The organism is Kitasatospora sp. NPDC002543 (assembly GCF_053594915.1).
In genome coordinates, this window is the sequence record NZ_JBSFWR010000030.1 from 49,589 (window position 1) to 63,300 (window position 13,712).

At 73.4% G+C, this 13,712-nt stretch carries 12 protein-coding genes; 4 read left to right on the forward strand and 8 right to left on the reverse strand.

The features are described from left to right. Nucleotides 1-109: 109 nt before the first annotated feature. The 3 genes from ACWD4P_RS15505 to ACWD4P_RS15515 form a co-directional block, all read right to left on the reverse strand. A complete protein-coding gene (locus tag ACWD4P_RS15505) occupies nucleotides 110-994 on the reverse strand; it encodes a metallophosphoesterase family protein (RefSeq protein ID WP_359820772.1) in 885 nt (294 codons plus the stop codon). A gap of 234 nt (nucleotides 995-1,228) precedes the next feature. Further along, nucleotides 1,229-1,624: a DUF4190 domain-containing protein gene (locus ACWD4P_RS15510; protein WP_449779937.1), complete on the reverse strand. Its 396-nt coding sequence runs from the start codon at nucleotides 1,622-1,624 to the stop codon at nucleotides 1,229-1,231. Between the two features lie 41 nt (nucleotides 1,625-1,665). Continuing rightward, nucleotides 1,666-1,821 carry a hypothetical protein gene (locus ACWD4P_RS15515; RefSeq protein WP_359820776.1) on the reverse strand — a complete coding sequence of 52 codons (156 nt, stop codon included), beginning with the start codon at nucleotides 1,819-1,821 and terminating at the stop codon, nucleotides 1,666-1,668. A gap of 119 nt (nucleotides 1,822-1,940) precedes the next feature. On the opposite strand from ACWD4P_RS15515, the gene ACWD4P_RS15520 reads away from it, so the two are divergent. The 3 genes from ACWD4P_RS15520 to ACWD4P_RS15530 all read left to right on the forward strand — a co-directional run bounded on the left by ACWD4P_RS15520 (nucleotide 1,941) and on the right by ACWD4P_RS15530 (nucleotide 5,507). Then, entirely contained in the window at nucleotides 1,941-2,570 is a 630-nt protein-coding gene (locus ACWD4P_RS15520) for a TetR family transcriptional regulator (RefSeq protein WP_359820778.1), read from the forward strand. 322 nt (nucleotides 2,571-2,892) lie between these two features. Next, on the forward strand, nucleotides 2,893-3,744 hold the full coding sequence (locus ACWD4P_RS15525) for a S1 family peptidase (RefSeq protein WP_359820781.1): 852 nt from the start codon (nucleotides 2,893-2,895) through the stop codon (nucleotides 3,742-3,744). A 233-nt stretch (nucleotides 3,745-3,977) separates the two neighbouring features. Further along, nucleotides 3,978-5,507 carry a S28 family serine protease gene (locus tag ACWD4P_RS15530; protein ID WP_359820783.1) on the forward strand — a complete coding sequence of 510 codons (1,530 nt, stop codon included), beginning with the start codon at nucleotides 3,978-3,980 and terminating at the stop codon, nucleotides 5,505-5,507. A 108-nt stretch (nucleotides 5,508-5,615) separates the two neighbouring features. Here ACWD4P_RS15530 and ACWD4P_RS15535 read toward each other — a convergent pair whose 3' ends face one another. After that, complete coding sequence (locus tag ACWD4P_RS15535; protein WP_449779938.1) at nucleotides 5,616-6,653, reverse strand: hypothetical protein; 1,038 nt, start codon at nucleotides 6,651-6,653, stop codon at nucleotides 5,616-5,618. A 140-nt stretch (nucleotides 6,654-6,793) separates the two neighbouring features. On the opposite strand from ACWD4P_RS15535, the gene ACWD4P_RS15540 reads away from it, so the two are divergent. Next, nucleotides 6,794-7,342 (forward strand): CGNR zinc finger domain-containing protein, encoded by a 549-nt coding sequence (locus ACWD4P_RS15540; RefSeq protein WP_449779939.1) that lies wholly within the window; start codon nucleotides 6,794-6,796, stop codon nucleotides 7,340-7,342. Nucleotides 7,343-7,467: 125 nt separating this feature from the next. Here ACWD4P_RS15540 and ACWD4P_RS15545 read toward each other — a convergent pair whose 3' ends face one another. The 4 genes from ACWD4P_RS15545 to ACWD4P_RS15560 all read right to left on the reverse strand — a co-directional run bounded on the left by ACWD4P_RS15545 (nucleotide 7,468) and on the right by ACWD4P_RS15560 (nucleotide 13,700). Then, on the reverse strand, nucleotides 7,468-8,409 hold the full coding sequence (locus ACWD4P_RS15545) for a hydroxyacid dehydrogenase (protein ID WP_449779940.1): 942 nt from the start codon (nucleotides 8,407-8,409) through the stop codon (nucleotides 7,468-7,470). 53 nt (nucleotides 8,410-8,462) lie between these two features. Then, on the reverse strand, nucleotides 8,463-11,129 hold the full coding sequence (locus tag ACWD4P_RS15550) for an ATP-grasp domain-containing protein (protein ID WP_449779941.1): 2,667 nt from the start codon (nucleotides 11,127-11,129) through the stop codon (nucleotides 8,463-8,465). Nucleotides 11,130-11,217: 88 nt separating this feature from the next. Continuing rightward, on the reverse strand, nucleotides 11,218-12,474 hold the full coding sequence (locus tag ACWD4P_RS15555; RefSeq protein WP_449779942.1) for an MFS transporter: 1,257 nt from the start codon (nucleotides 12,472-12,474) through the stop codon (nucleotides 11,218-11,220). Further along, nucleotides 12,471-13,700, reverse strand: coding sequence for an ATP-grasp domain-containing protein (locus ACWD4P_RS15560; RefSeq protein ID WP_359829469.1), 1,230 nt, complete (start codon nucleotides 13,698-13,700; stop codon nucleotides 12,471-12,473). The genes ACWD4P_RS15555 and ACWD4P_RS15560 overlap by 4 nt, the downstream gene beginning before the upstream one ends. Nucleotides 13,701-13,712: the final 12 nt, after the last annotated feature.

Consider the following 13,712-nt stretch of genomic DNA (forward strand, 5'->3'; position numbering starts at 1 on the left):
GCCGTTGATGCTGCCGATGCCGCCGGTGCCGCCGGTGCCGTCGGAATCCACGGCATCGGCGGTATCGGGGCCCGGGGCAGCCCCACCGGGGCCCGGGCGGTCCGGAGGATCAGCCCGTCGCCCCGGGGAAGACCTCCCGCAGCAGCGGGTCCGGCAGTCCGCGCTTGCGCCACTCGCGCGGGTAGCCCAACGAGACCTCCGTGAACGGGACGCCGTCGTAGGTGGTCCGGCGCGGGATGTGGAGGTGGCCGTAGATCATCGCCGCGGTGTTGAACCGGGTGTGCCAGTCGGCCGTCAGCTCGGTTCCGCACCACTGGGCGAACTCGGGGTACCAGAGGATGTCGGTGGGCTGGCGGACCAGCGGGTAGTGGTTGACGAAGACGATCGGGACGTCCGGATCGCAGGCCGCCAACCGCTTCTCGGTCAGCCGGACGCGCTCGCGGCACCAGGAGTCGCGGTCCGGGAACGGGTCCGGGTAGAGCATCCGCTCGTCCGCGCAGACGACGCCGGTCTCGTAGGCGGCCGCCAGGGACTCCTCCTTGGTGGTCGTGCCCGGCGCGCGGAAGGTGTAGTCGTAGAGGAGGAAGAGCGGCGCGATGCGGACGGGTCCGCCCGGGCCCTCCCACAGCGGGTACGGGTCCTCGGGGGTCACCACGCCGAGCCGGCGGCAGCGTTCCACCAGGTGTTCGTAGCGGGCCACCCCGCGCAGCTGGACCGGGTCCTCGGGGTGGGTCCAGAGCTCGTGGTTGCCGGGCACCCACACCACGCGGGCGAAGCGCTCGGCGAGCAGGCCGAGGGCCCACTCGATGCTGGTCGTGATCTCGGCGACGTCACCGGCGACGAGCAGCCAGTCTCCGGGGTGGGAGGGCTGGATCTTCTCCACCAGGTCGCGGTTCTCCTGGTAGGAGATGTGCAGATCGCTCACGGCGAGCAGCCGTCCACCCGTCGGGGTGGTCCGTCCCGGCTGTGCGTCGCTGCGGTTCTCCGTGGTCACTCCTGCCCCCTGATGTTGCCCGGCCGATGGGGCCCACCCTACGGGGCGGGCGGGGGGTGTGGGGCGGGTTGACGGGATCAATCGTTCGAACCGTCGGCCCGGGAGGCGAGGTCAGCCCGGTGGATCGGGGGCGGAGCGGCGGACGGAGGGTGGCGCGAGAGGCGCGGCGGGAACAGGAGGAAGGAGCGGCGGAGGAGGGCGGGAGGCGGGCGTGGAAGGGGAGTTGGCGACGACTCAGGCGCCGAGGTCGAAGAGCACCCCGTGGGAGGTGGCGATGGTGACGGCGAGGATCGCCAGCGAGGCGATGCCGAGGGTCAGGCCGAGGAGGGCGCGGCCGCGTCGGCTGGTGCCGCGGACCAGGGCCAGGACGGCCAGGGTGATGGCGATCGGTCCGAGAACGATGTTGAACAGCAGCAGGCCGGGCAGGCCGAGGAGGAAGGAGGCGACGGCGAGGTTGTCGGCCTCGGCGGTGCTCTGACGGTCCGCCGCCTGGTGGACGGCCCTCTGGCGGGCGGCCATCCGGCCCTCGACCTCCGCGTGGCTGACGCCTCGCCGGCTGATGACCTGGTGGTCGATGCTCTGGTGGCCGGCGCTCTGGCGGCCGGTGACGGTGCTCATGGTGGTGCTCACGAGGGGTTCCTCTCTGTGGAGTTGTCCGCGGAGCGGCCGGGTCAGCGGTTCCGGAGGTGGGCGATGCCCTCGCGGGCGCCGAAGGCGAGCAGCCAGGCGGCGATGCCGGCGGAGGCGGCGAGGAAGACCGGGAGCGAGGTGTGGGCGGCGGTGCCGATCAGGACACCCATGGCGACCAGGGCGGAGAACAGGATCACGGCTGACTCCTTCGGCTGCGGCTGGGACTGCGCCGATTTCGGTTGACAAGTGTTCACTGACTTGGCCTCACTGTACGCCCGGCTGGCGCACTTCGGCAAACGAATGTTTACTGAATGGCGTGAGTCACACCGTGGGGGCCCGACAGGCCCAGAAGCAGCAGAGTCGGCGGGCCCTGCTGGACGCCGGGCTGCACCTGTTGGCTGATCAGAACCTGGCGAGCCTGGGCGTTCGGGAGGTGACCCGCGAGGCGGGGCTCTCTCCGGCAGCCTTCTATCGGCACTTCCCGGACCTCGCCACCCTCGGGGTGGCGCTGGTCGAGGAGTCGCTGGCGAGCCTGCACGTCATGATCCGTTCGGTGCTCGCCGAGGCTGGCGACGCCGAGGAACTGATCGACCGCGCGGTGGACGTGATCCAGCGGCACGTCCGAGAGAACCGGGCGCACGTCCGCTTCCTGGCGCGCGAGCGGCACGGTGGGGTGCGGCAGGTGCGCGAGGCGATCGACGCCGAACTCGGCCGCTTCGCCGCCGAGGTGGGGGCCGCCCTGGGCGTACAGCCGGAGTCGCGGGGGTGGAGCGAGCGGGACCTGCGGATGCTCGCCGAGCTCTACGTCGACCACATGGTCTCCACGGCCGCCGCGCTCCTGGAGGCACTGGAGGCGGACCCGGCCCGGGAGGTGCGGATCGCGGACACCGCGCGCCTCCAGCTGCGCCTGATCAGCCTCGGCCGGGAGCACTGGCAGGCGGACTGACCGTACCCGGAGGGGAGTTGGCGACCCGGCGGGGAGGTGGTCGGGCGGGTGCTGCGCCCGACGCCCCGGGCCTCGCCCCGGGCCGAACCTCGGGCCGCCGCCTCGGGCCGCCGCCTCGGGCCACCGCCTCGGATCGCGCTCCCGGCCGTACCTCGGGCCGCGCCTCGGGCCGCGCCCCGATCCGCGCGCCGGGCGGCGGCAGTTACCGGCCAATGCGGCTTGGGAGGTTCTTGGTAGTGCTTTGACTCTTGACAGTGGGTCATGTCCGCGACAGCTTTGGTGCACCCCCCACTCGTGGACCCCCACACCCGAGAGGTCTCTCATGAAGAAACCGCTCATAGCCACGGCTGCCACGCTCCTGGTCGCCGGGGCCACCGCCTTCGTCGGTGCCGTCCCGTCGGTCGCGGCCTCCGTCGACAAGCCCGCTGCCAAGCCCGTCGCCGCCGTCAACTTCGCCGGGACGGTCGCGCTCAGCAACTGTTCGGGCTCACTGGTCCGGATGCCCGGCTCGGTCGCGAGCGACCCCGCACTCGTGCTCTCCAACGGTCACTGCCTGGAGACCGGTATGCCCGGCCCCGGCCAGGTGGTCCTCAACCAGTCGTCCAGCCGGAGCTTCACCCTCCTCAACGCGAGCGGCGGTGGCGTCGCCACGCTGCGCGCGAACAAGATCGTCTACGGGGCGATGACCGACACCGACGTGTCGATCTACCAGCTGAACACCACCTACGCCTCGATCCAGTCCCGGTACGGGATAGCCCCGTTGACCGTGGCGGCCACCCACCCGGTCCAGGGCACCTCGATCAAGGTCGTCTCCGGCTACTGGAAGAAGATCTACTCCTGCTCGGTCGACGGCTTCGCCTACCGGCTGAAGGAAGCCGACTGGACCTTCAAGGACTCGCTCCGTTACACCTCCACCTGCAACGTCATCGGCGGCACCTCCGGCTCGCCGGTGGTCGACGCCTCGACCAACCAGGTGGTCGCCGTCAACAACACGATCAACGAGAACGGCGAGACCTGCACCATGGACAACCCCTGCGAGGTTGACCAGAACGGTGCGGTGACGGTCCGTCCGGGCATCGGCTACGCCCAGGAGACGTACGGGATACCGGCCTGCTTCGCCGCCGGCAACCGTTTCGACCTCACCCTCCCCGGCTGCACCCTGCCCCGCCCGTAGGACACCGGGAGCACGCCGCTGACCAGCACTCATTCCCCGATGGGCCATCCGCGAACGGCGGGTGGCCCATTCGGCCGTCCATCGGTCGGCCACCGCACGACCCGCGCGGCAGTCACCACGTGCGCGGCAGTCACCACGTGCGCGGCAGTCACCACCCGCACCACCCGCACCACCAGGGCCGCCCGGCCGTACCGGCCGGCGGCCGTCATGTCAGTTGAGAAGACGGAGATTTGATGACCACCACCGTGAGAAGACTGCTGGCCTCCGCCCTGCTGATACCGCTGCTCGCGGTCGGCGGCCTGGCGAGCCCGGCCTCCGCCGCCGACGGCCGGAACGCCCAGGGCGCGCAGGGCGGCCAGGGTGACCAGAACGACCAGGGCAACGGCTCCCGCCACGGCCGGAGCCCCGCCGACGACCCGAAGGCCGACATCAAGGACCGCCTGGCGGCGATCCCCGGCGTGACGATCACCGAGGAGAAGCCGACCACCACCGGTCACCGCTACTTCATCGCCACCTACACCCAGCCGATCGACCACAACCGCCCCTGGCTGGGCACCTTCCAGCAGCGCTTCAGCCTGCTGCACCGGGGCTACGACCGCCCGACCGTCTTCTACACCAACGGCTACACCCTGGGCACCAACCCATCCCGCACTGAGCCGACCCGGCTGGTGGACGGCAACCAGGTGTCCATCGAGTACCGGTTCTTCACCCCCTCCCGCCCGGAGCCGGCGGACTGGTCCAAGGCCGGCATCCGCCAGGGCGCCGCGGACTCGCACCGGCTGGTGACCGCGCTCAAGCGCATCTACCAGGAGGAGTGGCTCTCCACCGGTGCCAGCAAGGGCGGCATGTCCTCCACCTACTTCCGCCGCTTCTACCCGGACGACGTGGCCGGCACGATCGCCTACGTCGCGCCGAACAACACCGACGTCAACGACTACGCGGCGTACAGCGAGTTCTTCCGCACCGTCGGCACCCCCGAGTGCCGGTCCCGGCTGAACGCCGCCCAGCGCGAGTTGCTGGTGCGCCGCGACCGCCTGGAGCCCCGCTATGTCGCCGACAACAAGGCGGCCGGCTCCACCTTCAACACCCTCGGCAACCCGGACCGGGCGTACGAGGCCGGTGTGCTGGACGTGGTCTGGGGGTTCTGGCAGTACAGCCTGGAGTCCGACTGCGTGAAGGTGCCGGTGGCCGCCACCGCGACCGACGACGAGCTGTACGCCTGGTTCGACTCGCAGTCCGGCATCACCGGCAACAGCGACCAGTCGCTGGCGAAGTACACCGCGTACTACTACCAGGCCGCCACCGAGCTGGGCGCCCCGTTCTTCGACGTCTCGCACCTGAAGGACGTGCTGCACTACGACTACAAGGAGCTCTACTCGGTCCGCAGCTACGTGCCGAAGGAGATCCCGACCGTCTTCAACCGCAACGCGATGCCCGACATCGACCGCTGGGTGAAGCGCGAGGGTGAGCGGATCATGTACGTCTACGGCGGCAACGACCCGTGGGGCGCCAAGCCGTTCCACCTGGGCCGCGGCAGCGAGGACAGCTACGTGTACACCGTGCCCGGCGGCAACCACGGCTCCAAGATCGAGCAGCTGCCCGCCCCGCAGGCGGCGGAGGCCACCGCCAAGGTGCTGGAGTGGGCCGGACTGGGTGACCCGAACGCCGCTCGCTCGCTCGCCAAGTCGCCGCAGCCGGGCTCCGAGTTCGGCCCGCTGGACGTCGAGGGCCGGCGTCTGGAGCAGGAGCGCCGACCGCTGTAGCGCTTCCGCGCGACGAGCCGCGCCATCGAACGCGAGGAGGAGGCCGCCCCGGGCTCCCGGGGCGGCCTCCTCCCGTCGTCCCCGCCGTGCGGACGCGGGCGCCGGACCCTAGAGGTCGAGCCGGGCCCGGTCGACCGGGCCCGCGACCGGGCCCGCGGCGGGGCGTGCGGCGGCGGGGCGGGGAGGGCCCGCGGCGGGGCGTGCGGCGGTGGGGCCGGGGAGGTCGGTGGTGGAGCCGTTCCGGGCCGCCGAGGGCCGGGCGCGGAGCAGGACGGGCCCCAGGAAGGCGAGCAGCAGACTGCCGTTCACCAGCAGGAACACGGGCAGGTCGAAGCTCTGGCGGCCGACCAGGGTGGCGGTCAGGTAGGTGAGGCCCGGGACGGCGGAGGCGAGCAGGGTGACCGCCATGGGGGCGGTGCGCTGCATGCCGATCTGCAGGACGAACAGGGGCAGCGCGACGCCGAGGACCGCGATCAGGCCGATGAAGGCGGCGCGTCCGGCGGTGGTGGCGTGCAGGCCGGGGCCCGGGCCGAGCAGCAGGACGAGGGCGAGCAGGTAGGTGAGGTGGAACCGGTGCGCGGTGACGGTGACGGGCGAGACGCCGAGGCCGCCGAGCCGGTGGGAGAGGACCGCGATGCCCGCCGCCGTCACGCCGGCCACCCCGGCCAGTGCGAGGCCGGCCGACAGCTGGGCCGTGGTGTGCTCCGATCCGGTGCCGCCGGCCCGTACGGCCGCGGCGAGGGCGAGGGCCAGCGCGAGGGAGCCGAGTGCCAGTCGGCGCGGGTGCGCGGCGCCGGCCGTGGGCCGCCGCAGGCCGGCGACGGCGAGTGCGGCCGGGCCGATCCCGGTCTCGACGGCGGTGGCCAGCGGTGCGGGGGCCAGGGTCAGCGAGGTGTAGAAGCCGAGGAAGGTCACGGCGGTGGCCGCGTTGAGCAGCAGCATCAGGCGCAGTGGCGCGCCGCGCAGCGACTCGCGTGGGCGGCCGGCCCGGCGCAGGCGGTTGACCAGGCCGAAGACGAGCGCGGAGGCGCCGAAGGCGGTGAACGAGAGCAGCAGGCTCTCGCCACCGCCGAGGTCGTCGGAGAGTAAGCCGTTCGACAGGGACTGCAGCAGGATCGCGACCACGACCAGGAGTGTTCCGTTCACTGTCCGCCCCTAACTACCTAACGCGTTTGCCGGTGAGCTGAGTCTGGCACGGCTCGGCGCGCTTGGCTAACCGGCTAAGAGATTGGCCGGTTGGTGCGGTATAGACTGGAGGGCATGTCGAGGCGGACGGGGGTGTCGCGGTGCTCGAGCCCTCGCGGTCGGCGCTGTTGATCGAGGAGTTCGCCAACACGGTGAACCTGGAGTACGGCACGGATGCGATCGACACTCCGGACCGGTTGGCGCTCTGGCTGGTCGAGCACACCCTCCTGGACGCCTCGGGGCCGTCCGGCCCGGCGGCGGTGGACGGCGAGAGCCACCAGCGGGGGCTGCGGCTGCGGGCGGGGATCCGGGACGAGCTCGGTGTGCACGTCGGGGTCGATCCGCGGCCCGGCCTGCGACAGGCGGCCGGCGGGGTGCTCGGCGAGCTGCCGGTACTGATCGGACTGCACGGCGAACCGCTGCGTCCGGCCCCGGGGCTGTCGGCCGCGGACACCGCGCTCGCCCGACTCGCCATCGCCTGGACCGGGTTGCGGCTCACCGGGGAGGCCGGCCGGCTCAAGCGGTGCGCCGAGCACAGCTGCGAGCTGGTCTTCTGGGACGCGTCCAAGAACCGCAGCCGTCGGTGGTGTTCGATGCGGGTCTGCGGGAACCGGGTCAAGGCCCGGCGCTACGCGGCCCGGAGCAACTGAGCGCGGGGGGCCGAGCGCACCGGGAGGTGCCCGGCGGGGCCGGGCGAACCGGGAGGCACCGGGCCGGGAACGCGTGTGGGGCCGCCGACCATCGGTCGGCGGCCCCACAGGGCTCGGTTCGGGGATCAGTTCACCGCGCCCGGCACCGCCTCGCCGGCCAGTGCCAGTCGCACCGCGCGCACCGCCTCGGCGCCCGCCCGTTCCTGGGCCTGGGCCGTGCTCGCGCCGAGGTGGGGTGTGGCGATCACCGTGTCGAGGGCGGTCAACGGCGACTCCACCGGCGGCTCGACCTCGAAGACGTCCAGCGCGGCGCCCGCGATCCGGCCCTCCTTCAGGGCCTGGGTCAGCGCGAACTCGTCCACGATCCCGCCGCGGGCGGTGTTCACCACGGACAGCGACGGCTTGGCGAGCCGGAGTTCGGCCTCGCCCACGATGCCCCTGGTCCCCGCGGTGAGCGGCAGGTGGACGGTGAGCACGTCGCTCTCGCGCATCAGCCGTTCCAGCGTGACCGCCTCGGCGCCGGACCGCGCGGCGACCTCGGCCGGCACGTACGGGTCGTGGGTGAGGAGCCGCATGTCGAAGGCGGCCAGGCGGCGGGCGACCAGTCGGCCGATCCGCCCGAACCCGAGGATGCCGACGGTGCGGCCGGCCAACTCGGTGCCCCGGAAGGCCGATCGCTGCCACCGCCCGGCCCGGACCGAGGCGGTGGCGGCCGGGAGGTCGCGGTGGAGCGAGATGATCAGGCCCACGGTGAGTTCGGCGACGCTCACCACGTTGGACTCGGGCGCGTTGGCCACCGTCACCCCGGCCCGGGTGGCGGCGGCGACATCGACGTTGTCCAGGCCCACCCCGGCCCGGGCGACCACGCGGAGCTTCGGCGCGGCCGCCAGGACCTCCTGGTCCACCCGGGTGGAGCTGCGGACCAGCAGCGCGGAGGCGTCGGCCACCGCGGCGAGCAGGGCGGGCCGGTCGGCCCCGGTGCAGTGCCGGACCTCGACGTCGGGCCCGAGCCCGGCGAGGGTCTGCTGCGGCAGTGGGTCGGCGACGAGGACGACAGGACGGGACAAGGCGGTTCCCTTCTCGTGGGGATGGGGTGGGGAGAGGCGGGGGCGGTGCTGGATCAGCGGTGTCCGGCGAGCTCGGTGCCCGTGCCCGTGCCCGCGCCCGCGGGCACGGGCACGGGCGCCGACCCCGACCCCGACGCCGACCCCGACCCCGACGCCGACCCCGACCCCGACGCCGACCCCGACCCCGACGCCGGCGTCGGCGCGGAGGCGGGCGCCTCCACGGTGAACCGGACCGACTCCACCAGCTCCGCCGCCAGCGCCTCCGCCTCGGCCGGGGTGTCGGCGCCGACGAGGATCAGTCCGACCCGGTCGTCCGAACTGCGCACGGGCTGGATCAGCGCGCCCGGCTCGACGCCCAACTCGGAGTACAGCACCGCCGGGTGGCCGATCGCCCGGTCCCAGCCGGACACCTCCACCAGCCGCCCGGGCGGCGGCATCAGGAAGCGGACGGCGGCGGCCCGGGTCGGGGTCAGCGACGCGGTGTCGACCGGCCGGCCCAGCGCGTCCTGGTAGACCATCCGGAACAGCTCCAGCCCCGGGATGGCGTGGGTGAGCAGCAGATAGATCCCGTCCCCGCCGAGGCGGACGTGCACCTCGCCCAGCACGATGCCGCGCTCGGTGCGCCACAGTTCGACGTGGAAGAGGCCGAACCGCAGGTCCAGGGCCTTCAGCGCGGCCGTCACCTGGCGGTCGATCTCCTCCCGTGCGCCGAACGGGAGTTCGGCCGGCAGCACGTGGCCGGTCTCCACGAACAGGGGCGGAGCCATGGTCCGCTTGGCGGTCACCGCCAGCACCCGGGGCTCGCCGCCGAGGAACAGGCCCTCCACGCTGTACTCCGGGCCCTCCACGAACTCCTCGATCAGGAAGGCGGCTTCGGGGTCCGGCAGGGCGGCCAGCGCGTCCGGCAGTCCGGCCTCGTCGCGCACCAGGGTCACGCCGATGCTGCTCATGGCGTCGCGCGGCTTGACGATCCACGGGCCCGGGGTGCCCGCCATGAAGGCCACCGCCTGCTCGGCCGTCTCGCACACCCGCAGGGTCGGCTGGGCGAAGCCGGCCTCGGCCAGCGCCGTCCGGCAGGCGTCCTTGAGCTGCACCCGGCGCACCGCCTCCGGGCTGTTGCCCGGGGCCCCGAGCGCGGCGGCCACCTCGGCCACCGCCTGCTGCGCCTTCTCCCGGACCCCGAAGACCACGTCGAACCGGTCGCCGGCGGCCACCCGCTCCAGCGCCCAGGCGGAGTTCAGCCCGGGCTCGGCGAAGTCCACCGCCGAGGCCGCGTCGGCGAGCGCGTGCAGCTCGGCGGAGTTGGCGGGCAGGGTCTCGGCCTGGTTGGTCATGTGCATCCGCAGCCCGGCGGCCCGGCCCTCGCGCAGCGCCGGGCGGACCACCTCCTCGCTGAGCTCGAACGGTCCCGCCCCGCCGACGAAGAGCACGGTCGGCGCGGGGCCGGTTCCCCCGGCGGGCGCCGGTGCGGTCCGTACGGTCAGCCGGTCCAGTGCCGCCTGCACCCGTTCCAGCGCCTCGGCGGTGGTCGCGCCGGTGGCGGTGGCGACCGCGACCCGGTCGTGCGAGCTGCGGACCTCGCCGACCTCGGCGCCGAGCCGGGCGATGAAGTCCGCACCGAGCACCCCGGGCAGCGCCCGGGCCTCCTCCTCGCCGGCCAGCTCGGTGAGCACCCCGGGTTCGGCGGCGCCGAGGAACCGTACGGCGGTGCGGTGGGTGGGCCGGCTCGGTAGCGGCACGCCGACGGGCCGGCCGCGCAGCAGGTCCAGCAGGGCCGCGGGCAGGTCGGTGCGGTAGGCCTCGTTGATCATCGGCACGATCAGGTCGCCGGGCATCCGGCCGGCGCACTCGACCAGGTGGGGAACGCCCTCGGAGACGATCCACTCGCAGTGCGCGACGCCGGTGCCGAAGCCGACCGCCGCCAGCACCCGCCGGGTCTCCAGCAGCAGCCGGGCCGTCAGGTCGCCGGGCCGGTCGGCGGGCACGGTGTGGCCGAGCTCCACCGGGCGCGGACCGGGGAACAGCCGCTTCTCGGTGACGTTGCCGAAGACCGGCTCGCCGTCCGCCACCAGCAGCTCGACGCTGAACTCCGTGCCGGTGACGAAGCCCTCGACCAGCATCCGCAGCGGGAAGCGGCGGTCCGGCACGTACGGGCCCTCGTCCTGGTCCTGCACCTGCTGCCAGACCGCCTCCAGGTCGGTCCCCTCGGTGATCGCGCAGGTGCCGATCGAGGCCTGCCGGTTGGCCGGCTTGAGGATGGCCGGCAGCCCGTGCTCGGCCAGGAACGCGCGCACCTCGGCCAGGCTCGCCACCTCCCGCGAGGGCGGGTTGGCGATCCCCGCGGCGCCGGTCACCCGGCGCAGCGCCCGCTTGTCGCGCAGCACCCGGGCCGCGCCGAAGCCCGCCCCGGGCAGGCCCCAGCGCTCGGCCAGCCGGGCGGCGAACGGCACCGCGTACTCCAGCCCGGGCACCACCGCGACGGCGTGCAGGTCGCCGTGCGCGGCCACGAAGGCGTCCGCGGCCTCGTCGTGCTGGTACTCCCACTCGATCAGCTGCCAGGGGCAGTCGAGCCGCGCCAGCTGCTCGCGGGCGCCGCGCTTGCGGATGACGTCCGGTTCGTCGATGAAGACGACCAGCTCGTCGGGTTCCAGTCGGCTGAGCGCCTTCTGCCAGTCGGCGGAGTAGCCGACGACGACGATCGCTCGATTGGCAGATGCCATGGCAGGTGTCCCAACGTTTCGGGGTGAGGCAGGGGGGTGGAATGACCGGCGGGCCGGTCCGGGCCGGGCCAGCCGGGGCGGGCGGGGCTCAGTCGGACGGCCGCGGACCGGCGGACTCCGGCCGGCTCAGGCCGCGCACCGCGGCCAGCGCCGCCAGCCCGCCGAGCAGTCCGCAGACCAGCCAGACGCCGTTGCCCAGCCGGCTCCAGGCCAGCACGCCGAGGGTCGGGCCGATCGCGATCCCGGAGCCCCAGGCGGCCTGGGACATCGCCAGCCCGCGGCTCTTCAGCGAGGCCGGCAGCCGGGTCGGGTGGGCGAACATGGTGGGGCCGTTGATGATCTGGCCGAGCACCCCGACCAGGGTCATCAGCAGGACCAGGACCGCCCAGTCCGGCAGCGCGTACCCGGCCAGGCCCAGTCCGAGCAGGGCGAGCCCGACGCCGCCCGCGGTGCCGGCCCGCCAGCGCTGCACGTACTTGGTGACGAACAGCTCGCAGCCGACCACCATGGCGCCGGAGATGGTGAGCACCGCGCTGTACAGGACGGTGGAGTGCCCGTCCTCGGTGAGCTTGAGCGGGAGGACGGCGAAGTACTGGGCGTAGATCAGGGCGCTGAACCCCATCGCCGTCAGGTACAGCACGAACCGCCCGTCGCCGAGCAGCGCGCGGTAGCCGGCGGTCGGCTCCGTCCCGGCCTGTGGAACGTTGGCGGGCCGGCCGGCGGCGGTGGTCCGCGGCAGCAGGAGCAGCGCGATCACGCCGTAGCAGGCGGCCGCCACGCCGTTGGCCCAGAACAGCAGGTTCCAGTCGATCAGCAGCAGCCAGGAGGCCAGCAGCGGTCCCAGGGTGCCGCCGGTGTTCATGGCGATCCGGAACAGCGACATCACCATCACCTGGCGGTCGGCCGGTGTGAGGTCGGAGAGCAGGCTGCCGGCGGCGGGCCGGTACGTCTGCGCGGCGAGACCGGCCAGCACGGTGACCGCCAGCAGCAGCGGGAACGCCGACGGGCGGCCGACCAGGCTGATCGAGACGACCAGCAGTGCCGAGCCGAACATCGACAGCACGATGGTGCGCCGCGGCCCGAGCCGGCGGGTCAGCTCCCCGCCGGCCAGCGAGCCGGCCACCGCGCCGACGCTGTAGCAGCCCAGCGCGATGCCGCCCTGCTGCTCGGTGAAGCCCTGGTGCAGCAGGTAGAGCACCAGGAAGGACTGGACGAACGCGCCGAGCTGGTTGACCAGGACGCCGGCCAGCACGTACCGGACCGGCCTGGGGGCGGCGCGCAGCACGGCCAGCGCGCCGTCCGCGGGCCGCCGGGCGGCCTTTTCGGCCGGGGGCGCGGTGGTCATGCCTCCTCGACCCGGAAGAAGGTCTCGGCGTCCTCCAGCGCGTGCACCGCGTCCAGCGAGCGCGTGAGCACGTCGGCGTCGGTGTGCACCAGGTAGGCGATGCCGCCCTCGCCGGTGGTCAGGCCGCGGTCGCCGATCGGCTCGCCGATCGCCGGCAGCCGGTCGATGCTGTGGAAGCCGGGCAGCCGGCGCAGCGTGCGCAGCCCGTCGACGGCGCGCAGCGGTCCCTGCCGGCGCGAGCGCAGGAAGAGCTTGGCGACGGTCTGCCGGCCGCCGTAGGGCCGGTCGAACCGGGCCTCGAACTCGGCCGGGCGCAGGTACCGCTCCACGACCAGGTGCTGGTGGCTGTAGCCGTAGGCCGCGTGGTACGGGTCGGGGGCCAGCGAGGGGCCCATCACCCGGGAGTTGACCTCCACCAGGCGGGCGCCGCGCGGGGTCAGCATCACCTCGGTGTGGCCCGCGCCCTCGCGGATGCCCAGCGCGTCCAGGCAGTCCAGCACGTAGGCCACCAGGGCGCTCTCCGGCTCGGTGAGCTCCGGGCGGGAGATGATGTGGCGCAGCACCGGGGCGCCGTCGACCAGGTCGATCCGCTCGGCGTAGACGTCGCAGACCAGGTGGCGGCCGTCGATGCTGACGGTGTTGACGATGTACTGGGTGCCCTTCAGGAACTCCTGGACCAGCACCTCGTCGTTGACCAGGCCCATCAGGTTGAGGTCGTCGGCGATCCGGCGGTACGCGCCGCGCACCTCCTCGGCGGTGCCGCAGACCTGGCAGCCGTCGCTGCCCGCGCTGTTGAGCGGCTTGACCATGACCGGGAAGTCGGTCCAGTCGGCCAGCGCGGCCTCCAGCTCCTGGGCGGAGCGGACCGAGACGGTGCGGGCGGCCGGCACGCCGGCCTCCTCCAGCGCGCGGACCATCAGGTGCTTGTCGCGGCGGGCCGCGGCCTGCTCCGGGCGGTGGTGCGCCAGCCCCAGCCGCCGGGCCAGCGTGTCGGCCAGGATCACGCCGAACTCGCTGGCCGCGATGACGGCTTCGGGCTTGAGCTGCTCCAGCAGCTCGACCGTCTTGTCCAGGTCCTCGTGCATCAGCTTGCGGGTGGGCACCTGGTCGGCGTCGTACGCCGCGCGCAGGTTCTCCTGGTACAGGTGGAGCGTGTCGGCGCCCTCCTCGCGGAAGGCGATGCCGAGCGCGCGGCCGGTGGAGACGGGATCGACCAGTACGAACATGGTTTGGGGCCT